The organism is Streptomyces flavidovirens DSM 40150, assembly GCF_000429085.1.
GTDB classification, from domain to species: Bacteria; Actinomycetota; Actinomycetes; order Streptomycetales; family Streptomycetaceae; genus Streptomyces; species Streptomyces flavidovirens.
The window spans coordinates 18,920-33,807 of sequence record NZ_AUBE01000022.1; the positions used below are offsets into that span (position 1 = coordinate 18,920).

Consider the following 14,888-nt stretch of genomic DNA (forward strand, 5'->3'; position numbering starts at 1 on the left):
GGGGTGGGCAAAAGCCCCGCAGGGTTCCCCTCCTGATGGTGGTGGCCGCGCCCGTGCGGCAGTGTGCCGTACGCGAGTTGACGACCGACCAGCAGAAAGGCATTACCGTGCATCTCCACACCCAGACCTGGGGCGAAGGCGACCGCCTCGCGCTTCTCCTCCACGGCATCATGGCCGACCACCGCACCTGGCGCCGGGTCGGCCCGGCACTCGCCGAGAAGGGCTACCGGGTCATCGCCGTCGACCTGCGCGGCCACGGTGCCAGCGCACGGGGAGAGTACACACCCGAGATCTTCGCCGACGACGTGGTCGAGACCCTCCCGGCCGGCGCCGAACTCGCCATCGGCCACTCCCTCGGTGGCCTCACCCTGTCGCTCGCCGTGGACCGCCTGCGGCCGGCGCGTGCCGTCTACTCCGACCCGGCGTGGCACCTCGGCACGGCGGACGAGGGCTTCGATCCCGCGCTGTTCGCCCAGTCCAAGGCGGCGCCACGGGAGTGGATAGCGGCGATGAATCCGCGCTGGGAGGCGGCGGACATCGACATCGAGCTGGAGACCCTCCAGGTCTGGGACGAGGCGTCGGCGTACAGCCTCGGCGCGGTGTCCGGCGTCGATCTGCTGCCTGCCGGGCCCGTCGTACCCTCGCTGGTGCAGCTCGCCGACCCGAGCTTCCTCATCGACGCGGCGAAGGCGGCCGTGCTGAGGGAACGCGGTTTTGAAGTCCGTACGGTCAAGGGCGCGGGCCACACCATCCACCGTGACGACTTCGACGCGTTCATGGAGTCGCTGGACGGCTGGATCTGACCCCTGCGGCGCGTGTGTACGGGCCGACCCACCCAGGGCGCCCGTACACACACGCCGCTTCAGCCGCGCGCCAGCACCGGCCACAGCTCCGGGTCCTCGAAATTGAGCGCCCACAAGGCGGTGTTGGCGACGCCGTACTTGCGTAGCACCGGCAGGTGTTCGGCGACGCCGCGTGCGTCCTGGTACCAGACCTCGCGCCGCTGCTGACCGTCCAGATAGCTGAAGTGCGGTGTACGGGACACCGGATCGAGCGTGTAGGGCGCGCCCTTCGCGAGGCGCAGCGCTTCGGCCTCCTTCCAGGTGACGTGCTTCGCCCAGGACTTGCCGTCGGCGGGCCAGTCCCAGCCGTACGCCGGGAGCCCGACCTCGATCTTGTCTGCCGGGACCTCCGCGGTGGCGACGCGCAGGATTTCGTCGTACCACTGCGGGGTGCACAGCGGGCCCGGCTTGCCGCCCTTCCAGTGGTGGTCGTACGCCATGACGCGCATCCGGTCCGCCGCGCGCCCGATGGCGGTGTAGTCCCAGATCCGACCGGTGGTCGCCGTTTTGGGCGACACAGTGACGACGCACTGTTTGTCCACCGCCCGCAGGCCCGCGCAGACACCTTCGACCAGCTTCGCGTACCCCGCGCGCACCTGCCTGTACGTGGCATCGCCGGTCGCGGCGATGGTCTCGTAGTCGAGGTCGAGGCCGTCGTAGTCGCGGCTCTCGGCGATTTTCAGGAGTGTACGGATGTGAGTGGCGCGGCCCGTGGGGCTCGTGAGGATCGAGCCGAGCGCACCGGGCTTCATCGTCTCGTTCACGGTCGGCACGACCTTGATGCCGGCGGCGTGCAGTCCGTCGATGACCCGCCGCTCCCCCGCGCCCGGATGCCCGTCGACCCGCCCCGCCGAGACGGCGTGGTACCAGAAAGGGCTGACGGTGTGGAGCTGGTCGGCGTGGCTCAGGGCGTCGCGGTACGCCCCGTCCTGGTCCCAGTAGGGCAGCCAGGCGGAGACGGTACGGGGCGTGGCGGTGCGCAGGGGCTCGGCGTCCGGGCCGGCGGGGGCCGGGAACTGCGCCGCCGTGCTCATGAGTCCCGCTGCGACGAGGACGCTCAGGGTTCGTGTGGCCATGGTGCGAGCCTGTGGCCCGGCCGCCGGGCCCGCCCGGCGGACTGGGCCGTCCAGGCCCTGACCTCACCCGAGTGACAACGTCTTCCGACGACATCGCCGAACTGCCCGGCCGGGGCAAGGACCGGCTGCTCGCCGTACGGCTGTCCGGCAAGCGGCACGAGCGCGACCGCGAGTGGGCGGCGATCGGCTGCGGACCGTGGGACGCGGCGCGGCGCGAGTCGTGGGTCGACCTCGACCGGGTGCTTCGGGCGCTTCGGGTGCTTCGGGTGCACGAGAACGGCATGCGGCGACAGGCGTGTGCCCTGGACCGGCCGCGCTTCGACCGGGTCGTGCAGCGCCTGCGCGTGCGCTACGGCTGGAGCTGAGCCGCGGCGCCGCCGGACGCGGCCTTCGCTGCGGACTCCGTCCGCGCGGCGAACACCGCGCGGAAGGTGCCAAGCACGGATGCTCCGCGCGTGCGGTCCAGCACCCCGAAGACCACCTCGTCGAAGTGGCCGGAGAAGCGGCCCTCTCCGGTGAGGTGCGCGTGGAACGCGCCCGCCACCGCGGCGGGATCGTTCATGAACACACCGCAGCCCCAGGCGCCCAGCACCAGCCGCCGGTAGCCGCAGGCGGCGGCCGTCTCCAGGACCCGCCCGGCGCGGGACGCCAGCGCCGCCGGGATCCGGTGCGCCTCCTCGGGCTCGCGGCTGCGGATCACTCCCGCGTTCGGCGCGGGCGAGGTCAGGAACCCCACGGTGTACGGCGTGGCGAGCAGCGCGCCGCGGTCGTCGCGGAAGACCGGGACGCGGGGCGAGTAGATGACCCGGTCGGTGTAGAACGGGCTCCGGTCGGCCCGGTGGTGGGCGTAGAACTCGGGGACGCGCAGCAGGGTCGCGTACAGCGCGGAGCCTCGGCACAGCGCCTCCTCCTGTGCCTGGGCGCCGTTCAGGTAGCCGCCGCCCGGGTTGCGCGCGGAGGCGAAGTTCAGCACGGCGACCGGGCCGGTTCCCGCGCCGGTCAGCCTGCGGGCGGCCGCCAGGCTGCTCTCGTCCGTGACCTCGAAGGTGGTCGTACGGTCCGTGTCCGGCGTGACGGCGACCGGGTCGGGGCCGTACAGCCTGGTTCCCGCCAGTGCGGCGGCCACTTCCTCGCCGATCGGCACGCCGCGGCCGTCGGGTGCGGCGTACCTGCCCGCCCGGACGATCTCTTCGGTCTCTTTCGCGATTCCCCGCAGTCGTGCGCTCACAGGTCAGATCGTCGGCGACCGCCGTGCGCCGGCGCAACGGAGTTTCCGCGCCGCCAGGACACCCTTGTGCGATTCCAAGTCAGTGGCTTAGCTGGTGTGCGATGCCCGTCCCGGTCTTCGGGGCGGGCTCAGGCACGATCCCGCCGGCCGGATCCCCGGCGGCCCAATTCCCGACGACCGGATCACCTATCACCGGATCACCTACCACCGTGAAGGAGGAACAGCCCATGCCCACAGGCGACTTCGTGCAAGAAGGCGCGCCGGTCACCGAGGCCGGTGCCGAAGCATTACTGCGCGGCATCTGTTTCAAGACAGGGCCACCGAGCACCGTCGGCGTCGAACTCGAATGGTTCGTCCACGAGCTCCACCTCCCCGAACTCCCCGTCGAACCCGCCCGCCTCGAAGCGGCCATGGCCGCTCTGCGGGCCCTGCCCCTGCTCTCGGCCCTCACCGTCGAGCCAGGCGGCCAGCTCGAACTCAGCTCCCTCCCGGCCCCGTCCCTGACCGAGTGCGTCGACTCCGTATCCGCGGACCTGGACGCCGTACGCGCCGTTCTGCGCTCTCGGGACCTCGGCCTCACCGGCATCGGCACGGACCCCTGGCACCCCCCGAAGCGTCTCCTGCGCGAGCCCCGTTACGACGCGATGGAGGCGTATCTCGACCGGGCCGGTCCGGCAGGCCGGGCCATGATGTGCTCGTCGGCGTCCGTCCAGGTCTGTCTGGACGCAGGCCATGAGGAGCCGGGCCCGCTCGGTTACGGGCGGCGCTGGCTGCTCGCCCATCTGCTCGGCGCCGTACTGTCGGCCGCGTTCGCCAACTCCCCCTTCCACCAACGGCGTCGTACCGGCTGGCGGTCCACGCGCCAGGCCCTGTGGACGGAGATCGAGCCCGGCCGCTCCTTCGCCCCGCCTCTCGACGCCGAGCCGCGCGGTGCGTGGACGGGGCGGGTGCTGGACGCCCCCGTGATGTGCGTCAGAGGGGGGACCGACGCGCCCTGGGACGTACCCGAAGGGCTGTCGTTCCGTTCCTGGATACGCTCCGGAGCGCCGCGGCCGCCGACCCGCGCTGACCTCGACTACCACCTGACCACGCTCTTTCCACCGGTTCGGCCGCGCGGACACCTCGAACTGCGCATGATCGACGCCCAGCCGGGCGACCACGGCTGGATCGTTCCGCTCGCCGTCACCACCGCGCTCTTCGACGACCCGGCGGCCGCTGAGATCGCGTACCGGACCGTCAAGCCCCTCGCCGAGACGGCGGGCCTGCTGCCCGCGCCGCGCAATCCGCTGTGGATCAACGCCGCGCGGTACGGGCTGGCCGACGCCGAGCTGCGATCGGCCGCCGAGACCTGTTTCGACGCGGCGCTCGACGCGCTGCCCCGCCTCGGCGCTTCGACAGCGGTGCAGTGCGCTGTCGCCGCGTTCACCGAGCGGTACGTCGTGCACGGGCGATGCCCCGCCGACGATCTGCTCGACCCCGCTCACGGGAAGGACATCCGCATATGAGCGCCCCCACCGGCTCCGCCGGTCTCAACGGCCCCGCCGATCCCGCCACCGACCCCGAATCGCTCCGCACCCTCGCCGTCGACGCGCTGCTGAGGGCGCGCGAGCGCACCACCGCGCTGACGGACTGCGTGGACGACGGTGAACTGACGGCACAGCACTCCCCGTTGATGTCTCCGCTGGTCTGGGATCTGGCCCACATCGGTAACCAGGAGGAGCTGTGGCTGCTGCGGGCGGTCGCCGGGCGTGACGCCATGCGCCCCGAGATCGACTCGGTGTACGACGCCTTCGAGCACCCGCGCGCCGAGCGCCCGTCGCTCCCGCTGCTCGCCCCCGCCGAGGCCCGCGGGTACGCCGCCGACGTACGCGGCCGGGTCCTCGACGTACTGGAGCGCAGTCCGCTGCGCGGGACCCCGCTGCTGGACGCGGCCTTCGCGTTCGGCATGGTCGCCCAGCACGAACAGCAGCACGATGAAACCATGCTGATCACCCATCAGCTCCGGCGCGGTCCCGTCGCGCTCACCGCTCCCCCGCCACCGCGCCCCACGTCCGCCACGACGGCGGACCTGGCACCCGAAGTCATGGTCCCCGGCGGCCCGTTCACCATGGGCACGTCCACCGAGCCGTGGGCACTCGACAACGAGCGGCCCGCACATCACCGTTTCGTCCCGGCCTTCTTCATCGACACGGTGCCGGTGAGCAACGGCGCGTACCTCCGCTTCATGGCGGACGGCGGCTACACCGACGAGCGCTGGTGGGCGGCCGAGGGCTGGGCGCAGATACGCAAGCACGGCCTCGGTGCGCCGCTGTTCTGGCGCCGCGAGGGCGGTCAGTGGCTGCGGACGCGCTTCGGGGTCGTCGAGCCCGTACCGGAGGACGAGCCGGTGCTGCACGTCAGCTGGTACGAGGCGGACGCCTACGCGCGGTGGGCGGGCCGGCGGCTGCCCACGGAGGCCGAGTGGGAGAAGGCGGCCCGGCACGACCCGGCGTCGGGCCGCTCCCTGCGCTATCCGTGGGGCGACTGCGACCCCACCCCGGAGCTGGCGAACCTCGGCCAGCGGCATCTGCGGCCGGCTCCGGTGGGGGCGTACGCCGCCGGACAGTCCCCGCTCGGCGTACGGCAGCTGATCGGCGACGTGTGGGAGTGGACGGCGAGCGACTTCCTGCCCTATCCGGGCTTCGCGGCCTTTCCGTACCGCGAGTACTCCGAGGTCTTCTTCGGCGGCGAGCACAAGGTGCTGCGGGGTGGTTCGTTCGCCGTCGACGCGGTGGCCTGCCGTGGCACGTTCCGCAACTGGGACCTGCCGGTACGCCGCCAGATCTTCGCGGGGTTCCGCACGGCAAGGGACGCCCCGGACGTCCGGGACGTACCCACGGGCGCGGTGGTCTCCTGATGTGCCGGCACTTCGCCTGCCTCGGACCGCCGGTGCCCCTCGGCGACCTCCTGGTGAAGCCCGTTCACGCCTTGTACCGCCAGGCGTGGGCGCCGCGCCTCCAGCGGTACGGGACCGTCAACGCGGACGGATTCGGCGTCGGCTGGTACGCCGAGGGCGACCCGGTTCCGGCCCGCTACCGGCGCGCGGGCCCGATGTGGGCCGACGCCTCCTTCGCCGACCTGGCCCGTGTCGTACGCTCCGGGGCCGTGCTCGCGGCGGTCCGCGACGCCACCCGGGCGGGCGCGGACGGGGAGGCGGCGGCGGCGCCGTTCGCCGCCGGGCCCTGGCTGTTCAGCCACAACGGCGCGCTCAGGGGCTGGCCCCGGTCGGCCGCGCTGCTCGCCGGCGCGCTGCCGGCGGCGGAACTGCTCGCCCTGGAGGCACGGTGCGACTCGGCGCTGGTCTGGGCGCTCGTACTGCACCGGCTGCGCGACGGCGACGAGCTGGGGCAGGCGCTCGCCGACACGGTCCTGGAGCTGGCCGAGGCCGCGCCGGGCTCGCGCCTGAACCTGCTCCTCACGGACGGCGAGACGGTCGCCGCGACCGCCTGGGGCGACACCCTCTGGTACCACGCCGAGCCGGGCCGTCGCACGATCGTCGCCTCCGAGCCGTACGACGACGATCCGCACTGGCGCGAGGTCCCGGACCACACCCTGCTCGCCGCCACCCGCACCGATGTCCTGCTGACCCCGCTCAAGGAGCCCACTGCGTGAGCCCGTTCCTGCTGACCCGCACTCTGCCCGAGGACGCGACGGACGCCGATCTGCGTACCGACGTACTGCACGGACTGACCCGCACGCCGAAGGTGCTGCCGCCGAAGTGGTTCTACGACGCGCGTGGCAGCGAGCTGTTCGAGGAGATCACCCGCCTGCCCGAGTACTACCCCACCCGGGCGGAGCGGGAGATCCTGATCGCCCGCGCCCCCGAGATCGCGGCCGCGACGCGGGCGCGCACGCTGGTCGAACTCGGCTCGGGCTCCTCGGAGAAGACCCGCCATCTGCTGGACGCGCTGGCGCCCGGGCTGGACAGTTACGTCCCGGTGGACGTGAGCGAGAGTGCGCTGACCGCGGCCGCGTCGTCGCTCCTCAACGAGCGGCCCGCCCTGTCCGTACACGCGCTGATCGCGGACTTCACGCGCGGACTCGCCCTGCCCGGAACGCCGGGGCCGCGCCTCGTCGCTTTCCTGGGCGGCACGATCGGGAACCTGCTGCCCGACGAGCGCGCGGTGTTCTTGAAGTCCGTACGGTCGCTGCTGGAACCCGGTGACGCGCTGCTGCTCGGCACGGACCTGGTGAAGGACGAGGAGACGCTGGTCGCGGCGTACGACGACGCGCAGGGCGTCACCGCCGCGTTCAACAAGAACGTCCTGTCCGTCATCGACCGCGAGCTGGGCGCGGACTTCGATCCCGGCGACTTCGACCATGTGGCGGTGTGGGACCGCGGGCACGAGTGGATCGAGATGCGGCTGCGGGCGCGTTCGGCGCTGACGGTGAAGATCCGGGAGCTGGACATCGCGGTGTCGTTCGAGGCGGGTGAGGAGATCCGCACGGAGGTCTCGGCGAAGTTCCGCCGGGAAGGGGTACGCCGCGAGCTCGCGGCGGCGGGGCTGAACCTCCGTGAGTGGTGGACGGACGAGGGCGAGCGTTTCGCCCTGTCGCTGGCGGCGGCGGTGTAGCGGGCGGCCCCGAATCCAGCCCGTCCGGCGTTTGAGGACACGCCCGCAGGGCGTCCGGGGTCTGGGGCCCGCCCCAGTTCGGGAAGGGGCGGGTTGGGGAAAGCCCCGCAGGGCACACGCACGGGGTCAGAAGCCGAACGTGCGCCGCGGCGACCCGTGGGGCACGGTGGTAGAAACCGCGCCACGGGCACCCCGGCGCGCCGCAGCAGCAGTCGCAAGAGCCTCATGAGCAGAGGGAGCGCCGCATGTCCGACCACACGTACCGCGTCACCGAGATCGTCGGCACCTCGACCGAGGGCCTCGACCAGGCCATCCGCAACGGCATCGACCGCGCTTCCCAGACGCTGCGCGGCCTCGACTGGTTCGAGATGACACAGGTGCGCGGCCACATCGTCGACGGCCGGATCGAGCACTTCCAGGTAGGCCTCAAGGTCGGCTTCCGCCTTGAGGACACCGGCGCCTGACCCGCACGCGCCGTCAGGTACGGCCCTCGCGCTCCTGCGCGTCCTTGAGCGCCGCCGACGTGGCGGCCCACCGGGCGCGCACGACCGTGAATCCCGCCTGCTCAGCCGCGGCGCACACCAGTTCGTCGTCGTCCACGAGCATCCGGACCTTCCGGCCCCGCGCCGCCAGCCGCTTCAGGATCTCCAGCTTGGTGTGGCGGGCGGGCCGCCGGTCGTTGTCCCGGCGCATCCAGATCCGCCCCTCGGGAAGCCCCTGCGCGGCGAGCCACTCCACCGTGTCCCGGCGGCACCGCTCGGGGCGGCCGGTGAGGTAGACGATGTCGCACTCCTCCTCGCTCTCCCGCACCATCCGCACCCCCTCGGGCAGCGGCGGATCGTCGGGCGCCGCGCCGAAGAACGCGTCCCAGTCGCGCGGCGTACGCTCCAGGAAGCGCTGGCGGTGCGCCGTGTCCGCGAGGGTTCCGTCGAGGTCGAATACGGCCAGTGGCCTGCTGCTGTGCGTCGAACCGGAAGTCATTCCGGCACCTTAGGACGTGTCCGGCGGATTCGTCGGCGCCGGCCGGGAATCCCCGCGTGGGTGAGGTGTTGAAGTGGGTGTGAGCTCAGTGATCGCGCAGACCCGGTTCTCCGTACTCGACCGTTCCCGTACGCGCGAGGCGCACGACGCCCCGCAGGCGCTGCGGGACACCGTGGACCTCGCACGGCGGATCGAGGCGCTCGGGTATCACCGCTTCTGGGTGTCGGAGCACCACAGCGTGCCCGGCGTCGCCGGTTCCGCGCCGACCGTGCTGGCCGCCGCCGTCGCCGCCGCGACGTCCACGATCCGGGTGGGCACGGGCGGGGTGATGCTGCCGAATCATCAGCCGCTGGTCGTCGCCGAGCAGTTCGGGGTGCTGGAGTCGCTCTTCCCCGGCCGGATCGACATGGGACTCGGCCGCTCGGTGGGGTTCACCGACGGGATACGCAGGGCCCTGGGCCGGGACAAGAAGGACGCCGGGGACTTCGCCACGCGGCTGGGCGAGCTGCTGGGCTATTTCACCGGCGACCAGAGCGCGCATCCGCAGGTCCACGCCCACCCCGCCGAGGGTCTGCGGATCCCCGCGTTCGTACTGGCCACCGGCGCCGGGGCCCGGGTCGCCGCGGCCGCCGGGCTGCCGCTGGTGATCGCGGCGGCGCGCGGCGAGGACGAGATGCTGCGGGCGGTCGACGGTTACCGGGAGGCATTCCGGCCCTCCCCATGGGGTGAGCGGCCGTACGTCGTCCTGTCGGGCACGGTCGCCGTGGCGGGCACCTCCGAGGAGGCCGGGCGGCTCCTCGTCCCCGAAGCCTGGGCATCGGCGTACTCCCGCACCCACGGTTCGTTCCCGCCGCTCGCACCCGTCGACGAGATCCTGGCCCGGCCGATGAGCGACCGTGAGCGTGGCCTCTTCGACGAAGCCCGGCACGGACACATCCACGGCACCGAGGACGAGGTCGCCGACGCCCTGGAGAAGGTGCTGGGCCGCAGCGGCGCCGACGAGTACCTGGTGGCGACGAGTACGTACGACCGCGGGGCTCTGCTGGACTCGTTCCGGCGGCTGGCCCGCCTGGTGGGGCTCACGGGCACGGACATGGACGCCGCCTAGAATCGGAACCGTTTGTCGCAACAACAATCCCCGCGTACGGAGCCCCGCCGATGCACCATACCCACGACCCGTACGTGCGGGTGCGCGGCGCCGAAGAGCACAACCTGCGGCACGTCGACGTCGACATCCCGCGTGACGCGCTCGTCGTCTTCACCGGCGTCTCGGGTTCCGGGAAGTCCTCGCTCGCCTTCGGGACGATCTACGCCGAGGCTCAGCGCCGCTACTTCGAGTCCGTCGCGCCGTACGCCCGCCGCCTGATCCACCAGGTCGGCGCGCCCAAGGTCGGCGAGATCAGCGGCCTGCCGCCCGCCGTGTCGCTGGAGCAGCGCAGGTCGGCGCCGACCTCACGGTCCTCGGTCGGGACCGTCACCACCCTCTCCAACTCCCTTCGCATGCTCTTCTCCCGCGCGGGCACCTACCCGCCCGGCGCCCCGCGCCTCGACTCGGACGCCTTCTCGCCGAACACGGCGGCGGGCGCCTGCCCCGAATGCCACGGCCTCGGCCGGGTCCACCGCACCAGCGAGGAACTCCTCGTGCCGGACCCCTCGCTTTCCATCCGCGAGGGCGCGATCGAGGCGTGGCCGGGTGCCTGGCAGGGCAAGAACCTGCGCGACGTGCTGGACGCGCTCGGGTACGACGTGGACCGGCCCTGGCAAGAGCTGGACCAGCGGGACCGCGACTGGATCCTGTTCACCGACGAGCAGCCGGTGGTCACCGTGCACCCGGTGCGCGACGCGGGGCGCATCCAACGCCCGTACCAGGGCACGTACATGAGCGCCCGGCGCTACGTCATGCACACCTTCGCGGACTCCAAGAGCCAGACCCTGCGGGCGCGGGCCGAGCGCTTCCTGACCGCCGAGCCGTGCCCGGTGTGCGGCGGCAGCAGGCTGCGCCCCGAGGCGCTGGCCGTCACGTTCGGCGGCCGTACGATCGCCGAGCTGGCCGGGCTGCCCCTGTCGGCGCTCGCGCGAGTGCTGAGCTCGGGGTCGGGCACGGGCACGGGCTCGGCGGACGGGAGCGAGACCGCGCGCGTCCTGACGGGTGACCTGCTGGCGCGGATCGCGGTGGTCACCGAGCTGGGACTCGGCTATCTGAGTCTCGACCGTACGACGCCGTCCCTCTCCTCCGGTGAGCTGCAACGGCTGCGGCTGGCGACGCAGCTCCGCTCGGGGCTCTTCGGTGTCGTGTACGTACTGGATGAGCCGTCGGCGGGGCTGCACCCGGCCGACACCGAGGCCCTGCTCGTCGTCCTCGGACGGCTGAAGGCGGCGGGCAATTCGGTCTTCGTCGTGGAGCACCATCTGGATGTGGTGCGCAGCGCGGACTGGCTCGTCGATGTCGGACCGCACGCGGGCGAGCACGGCGGCAGGGTGCTGCACAGCGGGCCGCCGACCGGGCTGGCCGAGGTCGCCGATTCGGCGACCCGACACTTCCTCTTCGACCGCGGGCCCGCTCCCGCGCGCGAGGTCCGCAAACCGTCCGGCCTGCTGAGGCTGAACGGTGTCGAGCGGCACAATGTGCGCGGCGTGGACGCCGAATTCCCCCTCGGCGTGTTCACAGCGGTGACGGGTGTGTCGGGTTCGGGGAAGTCCACTCTGGTCGGGCAGGTGCTCGCGGGCGTTCTGGCGGGCGGGACAGGCGCGGCGGTGGGTTGCGCCTCTGCCGACGGGGTGGACGCCGTTGACCGGCTGGTTCAGGTGGACCAGCGCCCCATCGGGCGCACGCCCCGCTCGAATCTGGCGACGTACACCGGGCTCTTCGACGTCGTACGCAAGCTCTTCACCGGTACGGAGGAGGCGCGGGCGCGCGGGTACAAGGCGGGGCGGTTCTCGTTCAACGTGGCCGGTGGGCGGTGTGAGACCTGCCAGGGCGAGGGGTTCGTCTCAGTGGAGCTGCTCTTCCTGCCGAGTACGTACGCCCCGTGCCCCGACTGTCGCGGCGCGCGCTACAACCCGCAGACGCTGGAGGTCACGTTCCAGGGCCTCAGCATCGCCGAGGTGCTCGATCTGACGGTCGAGGCGGCGGCGGAGTTCTTCGCGGGCACTCCCGCCGCCGTACGCAGCCTCCAGGCGCTGCTCGATGTCGGGCTCGGCTATCTGCGGCTCGGGCAGCCGGCGACGGAGCTGTCGGGTGGCGAGGCGCAGCGCATCAAGCTCGCGAGCGAGCTTCAGCGCACGCGCCGCGGCCACACCGTGTACGTACTGGACGAGCCGACGACCGGGCTGCATCCGGCCGATGTCGAGGTGCTGATGCCGCAGTTGCACGGCCTGGTCGACCAAGGGCATTCGGTGGTGGTGGTCGAGCACGACATGGCCGTGGTGGCGGGCGCCGACTGGGTGATCGACCTCGGCCCCGGCGGCGGCGACGAGGGCGGCAGGATCGTCGCGGCGGGGCCGCCCGCCGAGGTGGCAGGGGCGGCGGGGAGTCGTACGGCGCCCTACTTGGCGCGGGAGTTCCGCCCTTCGGGCTGAGCGCCGGTCAGCGGCCCCTGGCGCGGCTGTTGCGGCGAAGCCCGATCAGCTCGGCCACGGACTCCAGCCAGCGGGCGGTGGTCTCGTCGCCGACGACCGGACGGGCGACGGTCCCGGCCGCCTCCAGCCAGGGGCGGACGGTGTCCGTGGCGGCCGGGTCCGGGAGCAGTTCGGGGAGCTGGGCCGCGTACCGCACGCCGCCACTGCGCACGACCTCGGCGAGGAACGCGACGGACCGCGGCAGCACGCCGAGCCGGTCCAGGACCACCGCGGCTCCGATGGCACCGTCACCGAACAGGGCGGTGCGGTGCGGGCCTTCGGCGGGGATTCCGTAGCGCAGCATCATGGTCGTGTCGAGGCGGGCGCAGTCGTCGTCGGTCTTGGTGGGGCGGGGCGGGGTGGAGTCCATGGGTGCCTCGGATCCGGTCATCGGACGGTGACGGTGTAGATGAAGTACTCGCGGTCGTGCTCGCCGGGGGTTGCGCTCGCGGTGGGGAACGGTGACTCGGAGGGCGAGGGCGACGGCGCCGGGTCGCCGAACTCCGCCGCACACGTGCCGAGCCGGCAGTACAGCAGCTTGATCTTCGTGGTGCCCGGCTCGATCGCCCGGAAGGTGAAGGACTGCGTTCCGCTGCCTGCGCCGGCATTCCCGCCGTCGTCCTCCCGGTCCTCGTCCTGGCCCTGGAGCCGGACGACGTCACGGTCGGGACGTGGGTCGGCCATGTACCAGTTCTCGCCCATGGAGGGACTGGCCGGCAGGGACAGCGTGAACTCGTCGCCCGCGTCCACCTCGACGGACCTCTCGTCGACCTCGTAGGTCGCGGGGCCGAAGAGCCCGCATCCGGCCAGGGCCAGGGCGGACAGCGGAACGCCAAGCGCTGTGGCGAGTCGATTGCGCATCGGGAACCTGTTCACTCGGCGGGAAGGTGGACGGCGTAGGCGTCGGGCAGGTCCTTGTCGGAGGCCTTGCCCATCCGTCCGTTGACGAAGTCGTCCTCGCTGACCCAGGTGGTCGTGCCCCAGGGGTTGTAGATCTGGAGCATGTCGCCCTCCTGGCCGACGATCATCATCGAGTGGCCGGCGCGATCGCCCTTGGCGTCCGTGCCCTCGACGCCGATCGGGACCGGCTTGCCCTCAGCGACGGCCTTCTCGATGTCGGGCAGCACATCGCGGCGGGCATCGGCGCTCCTGGTTTCCTGGAACTCGTACTCGCTGCCGGTGTGCGGGCTGATCTCCTTGTTGGCGATGGTGGTCTTGCCGTCGTTGTCCATGCCGTCGGGAGTGCTGCCGAACGGGAAGTCGTACTCGTTGTCGCCGTCGCCCTCCTCGTGCACCCGGAGCTGTTCGTTCCCCAGGCGCTCCCGGAAGGCGGCGGGGTCGTCCTCCTGGCCCGACGGGCCGCCGGTGAGTTCGAGCGCGTACACCGGGTCGACCATGGCACGGCCGGTGACGACGGTGGACGGTACGCAGGTGTTGCCGTCCTGGGACCAGCGCTCTCCCTTGAAGGCCTGGTCGTCCTTGTTGACGCTCGAACCGTCGGGGTTGAGACCCTCGTTGTTCATGCTGTCGCCCGCCGTGGTCACCGGCGTCAGATGCCGCTGCAGCCACTGAGGGTCCTTGCCGTGGATCTTGTCCCGGAACTCGGAGACCTCGTTCAGGTCATGTCCGGCGGCGAGGGCCTTCACCAGGTACGCGCGCTCCTGGGGACTCTTGGATTCGGCGAGCATCCGCTCGAACTCCGCCTGATCGGCGGCGTTCATGCGCTCCATCGCCTTGCCCGAGCGCTCCAGGTCGTTGGCGGTGAGCAGCTCGTTCATCTCGGCCGGTCCGTTGGGGCCCGCGATGTCCGCGAGGACGAGACGGTCGGCGGCGGAGATGTTGTCGGTCTTCATCTTGCCCGCGCGCGCTTCGGCCGCGAGCTTGTTCAGGTCGCGGGCGGCCTCGCGGGCCGCGTCGTCGGCCTTCTCCGCCGCCGCGTGCATGGTCTTCGCCCCGGCGGAGGCGATGTTGCGGGCCCGCAGCCGCTCCGCCTCCTCGGCGTCCTTCTCGACCATGTCGTCGAAGAAGCCGTCCTCGCTCCCGAGCATGCCCAGCGCCTCGCGTAGCTGCTCCCGGCCGCCCTTGTCCTCCGACTGCGCGATGGTCAGCGCGTCGGAGAGGAGGATCAGGGCTCTGCGCGCGCCGCGGATCGCCTCGTCCATCTGCCCGGCCGACCGCGCCGCCGCCGAGACCACCTCCTGGGCCTTGGCGCCCGTGCTGCCCACCCAGGCGTCGGGCAGGCCGGTGACGGCGATCTCCTGGACCCGGTAGAACACGTCCTGCGCCGCTTCGGCCTGCTTCTCGTACCGCTTCGCGATGTCGTCGAGGGTGCTGGGCGAGCCGACGGGCGCCGAGACGTTCAGGGCGTTCTGGATGGCCTCGATGAGGGTGTTCTTGTCGCCGGCACCGGCGATGGACCGGTGGTAACCGGCCAGCTTCTCCCGGCGGTCGGTGGTGGATTCGCCTGCGTCGGGCATGGCTTTGGGGCCTCCGGCAATCGGTTCGGAGAGAGGTTGGAAGGGAGGTGCGG

15 protein-coding genes are annotated in these 14,888 nt (G+C 72.1%); 9 read left to right on the forward strand and 6 right to left on the reverse strand.

Translation table 11 applies throughout. The features are described from left to right. The first annotated feature begins 107 nt into the window (after nt 1-107). Nucleotides 108-803 (forward strand): alpha/beta fold hydrolase, encoded by a 696-nt coding sequence (locus G412_RS0124195; RefSeq protein WP_028814348.1) that lies wholly within the window; start codon nt 108-110, stop codon nt 801-803. Nucleotides 804-862: 59 nt separating this feature from the next. On the opposite strand, the gene G412_RS0124200 is transcribed toward G412_RS0124195, so the two are convergent. Next, a complete protein-coding gene (locus G412_RS0124200; RefSeq protein WP_037649724.1) occupies nt 863-1,918 on the reverse strand; it encodes a glycosyl hydrolase family 18 protein in 1,056 nt (351 codons plus the stop codon). An 11-nt stretch (nt 1,919-1,929) separates the two neighbouring features. Between G412_RS0124200 and G412_RS35755 the strand changes: the two genes are divergently transcribed. Beyond that, complete coding sequence (locus G412_RS35755; RefSeq protein ID WP_425274506.1) at nt 1,930-2,283, forward strand: hypothetical protein; 354 nt, start codon at nt 1,930-1,932, stop codon at nt 2,281-2,283. On the opposite strand, the gene G412_RS35760 is transcribed toward G412_RS35755, so the two are convergent. Beyond that, nucleotides 2,268-3,146, reverse strand: a complete 879-nt coding sequence (locus G412_RS35760) for a TIGR02452 family protein (protein ID WP_051338580.1) — start codon at nt 3,144-3,146, stop codon at nt 2,268-2,270. The two genes, G412_RS35755 and G412_RS35760, sit on opposite strands and share 16 nt — an antisense overlap. Before the next feature lie 227 nt (nt 3,147-3,373). On the opposite strand from G412_RS35760, the gene egtA reads away from it, so the two are divergent. The 5 genes from egtA (at nt 3,374) to G412_RS0124235 (ending at nt 8,223) form a co-directional block, all read left to right on the forward strand. Further along, nucleotides 3,374-4,651 (forward strand): ergothioneine biosynthesis glutamate--cysteine ligase EgtA, encoded by a 1,278-nt coding sequence (gene egtA, locus G412_RS0124215; RefSeq protein WP_037649726.1) that lies wholly within the window; start codon nt 3,374-3,376, stop codon nt 4,649-4,651. Continuing rightward, nucleotides 4,648-6,042, forward strand: a complete 1,395-nt coding sequence (egtB, locus tag G412_RS35765; RefSeq protein ID WP_051338581.1) for an ergothioneine biosynthesis protein EgtB — start codon at nt 4,648-4,650, stop codon at nt 6,040-6,042. Before egtA ends, egtB begins: the two co-directional genes overlap by 4 nt. Then, nucleotides 6,042-6,797, forward strand: coding sequence for an ergothioneine biosynthesis protein EgtC (gene egtC / locus G412_RS0124225; RefSeq protein WP_028814351.1), 756 nt, complete (start codon nt 6,042-6,044; stop codon nt 6,795-6,797). Before egtB ends, egtC begins: the two co-directional genes overlap by 1 nt. Further along, on the forward strand, nt 6,794-7,759 hold the full coding sequence (gene egtD, locus G412_RS0124230; RefSeq protein WP_028814352.1) for an L-histidine N(alpha)-methyltransferase: 966 nt from the start codon (nt 6,794-6,796) through the stop codon (nt 7,757-7,759). Before egtC ends, egtD begins: the two co-directional genes overlap by 4 nt. Before the next feature lie 245 nt (nt 7,760-8,004). Then, nucleotides 8,005-8,223, forward strand: a complete 219-nt coding sequence (locus G412_RS0124235) for a dodecin (protein ID WP_028814353.1) — start codon at nt 8,005-8,007, stop codon at nt 8,221-8,223. 13 nt (nt 8,224-8,236) lie between these two features. On the opposite strand, the gene G412_RS0124240 is transcribed toward G412_RS0124235, so the two are convergent. Next, nucleotides 8,237-8,740 (reverse strand): phosphatase domain-containing protein, encoded by a 504-nt coding sequence (locus G412_RS0124240; protein ID WP_028814354.1) that lies wholly within the window; start codon nt 8,738-8,740, stop codon nt 8,237-8,239. 88 nt (nt 8,741-8,828) lie between these two features. Here G412_RS0124240 and G412_RS0124245 point away from each other — a divergent pair, with 88 nt between their 5' ends. Together G412_RS0124245 and G412_RS0124250 are read left to right on the forward strand one after the other, a co-directional pair. Beyond that, the gene (locus tag G412_RS0124245) at nt 8,829-9,848 is read left to right on the forward strand and encodes an MsnO8 family LLM class oxidoreductase (RefSeq protein ID WP_037649753.1); all 1,020 of its coding nucleotides are present in this window, start codon (nt 8,829-8,831) and stop codon (nt 9,846-9,848) included. 50 nt (nt 9,849-9,898) lie between these two features. After that, nucleotides 9,899-12,319 (forward strand): excinuclease ABC subunit UvrA, encoded by a 2,421-nt coding sequence (locus tag G412_RS0124250; protein ID WP_028814356.1) that lies wholly within the window; start codon nt 9,899-9,901, stop codon nt 12,317-12,319. A 7-nt stretch (nt 12,320-12,326) separates the two neighbouring features. Here G412_RS0124250 and G412_RS0124255 read toward each other — a convergent pair whose 3' ends face one another. The 3 genes from G412_RS0124255 to G412_RS0124265 are packed head-to-tail and all read right to left on the reverse strand — an operon-like array spanning nt 12,327 to nt 14,835. After that, entirely contained in the window at nt 12,327-12,749 is a 423-nt protein-coding gene (locus G412_RS0124255; protein WP_244283202.1) for a hypothetical protein, read from the reverse strand. Further along, nucleotides 12,746-13,219 (reverse strand): protease inhibitor I42 family protein, encoded by a 474-nt coding sequence (locus G412_RS35770; RefSeq protein WP_037649729.1) that lies wholly within the window; start codon nt 13,217-13,219, stop codon nt 12,746-12,748. Before G412_RS35770 ends, G412_RS0124255 begins: the two co-directional genes overlap by 4 nt. Before the next feature lie 11 nt (nt 13,220-13,230). Further along, complete coding sequence (locus G412_RS0124265; RefSeq protein WP_028814358.1) at nt 13,231-14,835, reverse strand: peptidoglycan-binding protein; 1,605 nt, start codon at nt 14,833-14,835, stop codon at nt 13,231-13,233. Nucleotides 14,836-14,888 lie beyond the last annotated feature (53 nt).

What these genes read in the sequence shown, in the direction of transcription:
- G412_RS0124200 (WP_037649724.1), bottom strand. Translation starts at nt 1,918, where the DNA reads ATGGCCACACGAACCCTGAGCGTCCTCGTCGCAGCGGGACTCATGAGC.
- egtA (WP_037649726.1), top strand. Translation starts at nt 3,374, where the DNA reads ATGCCCACAGGCGACTTCGTGCAAGAAGGCGCGCCGGTCACCGAGGCC.
- egtB (WP_051338581.1), top strand. Translation starts at nt 4,648, where the DNA reads ATGAGCGCCCCCACCGGCTCCGCCGGTCTCAACGGCCCCGCCGATCCC.
- egtC (WP_028814351.1), top strand. Translation starts at nt 6,042, where the DNA reads ATGTGCCGGCACTTCGCCTGCCTCGGACCGCCGGTGCCCCTCGGCGAC.
- G412_RS0124235 (WP_028814353.1), top strand. Translation starts at nt 8,005, where the DNA reads ATGTCCGACCACACGTACCGCGTCACCGAGATCGTCGGCACCTCGACC.
- G412_RS0124240 (WP_028814354.1), bottom strand. Translation starts at nt 8,740, where the DNA reads ATGACTTCCGGTTCGACGCACAGCAGCAGGCCACTGGCCGTATTCGAC.
- G412_RS0124250 (WP_028814356.1), top strand. Translation starts at nt 9,899, where the DNA reads ATGCACCATACCCACGACCCGTACGTGCGGGTGCGCGGCGCCGAAGAG.
- G412_RS0124255 (WP_244283202.1), bottom strand. Translation starts at nt 12,749, where the DNA reads ATGACCGGATCCGAGGCACCCATGGACTCCACCCCGCCCCGCCCCACC.
- G412_RS35770 (WP_037649729.1), bottom strand. Translation starts at nt 13,219, where the DNA reads ATGCGCAATCGACTCGCCACAGCGCTTGGCGTTCCGCTGTCCGCCCTG.
- G412_RS0124265 (WP_028814358.1), bottom strand. Translation starts at nt 14,835, where the DNA reads ATGCCCGACGCAGGCGAATCCACCACCGACCGCCGGGAGAAGCTGGCC.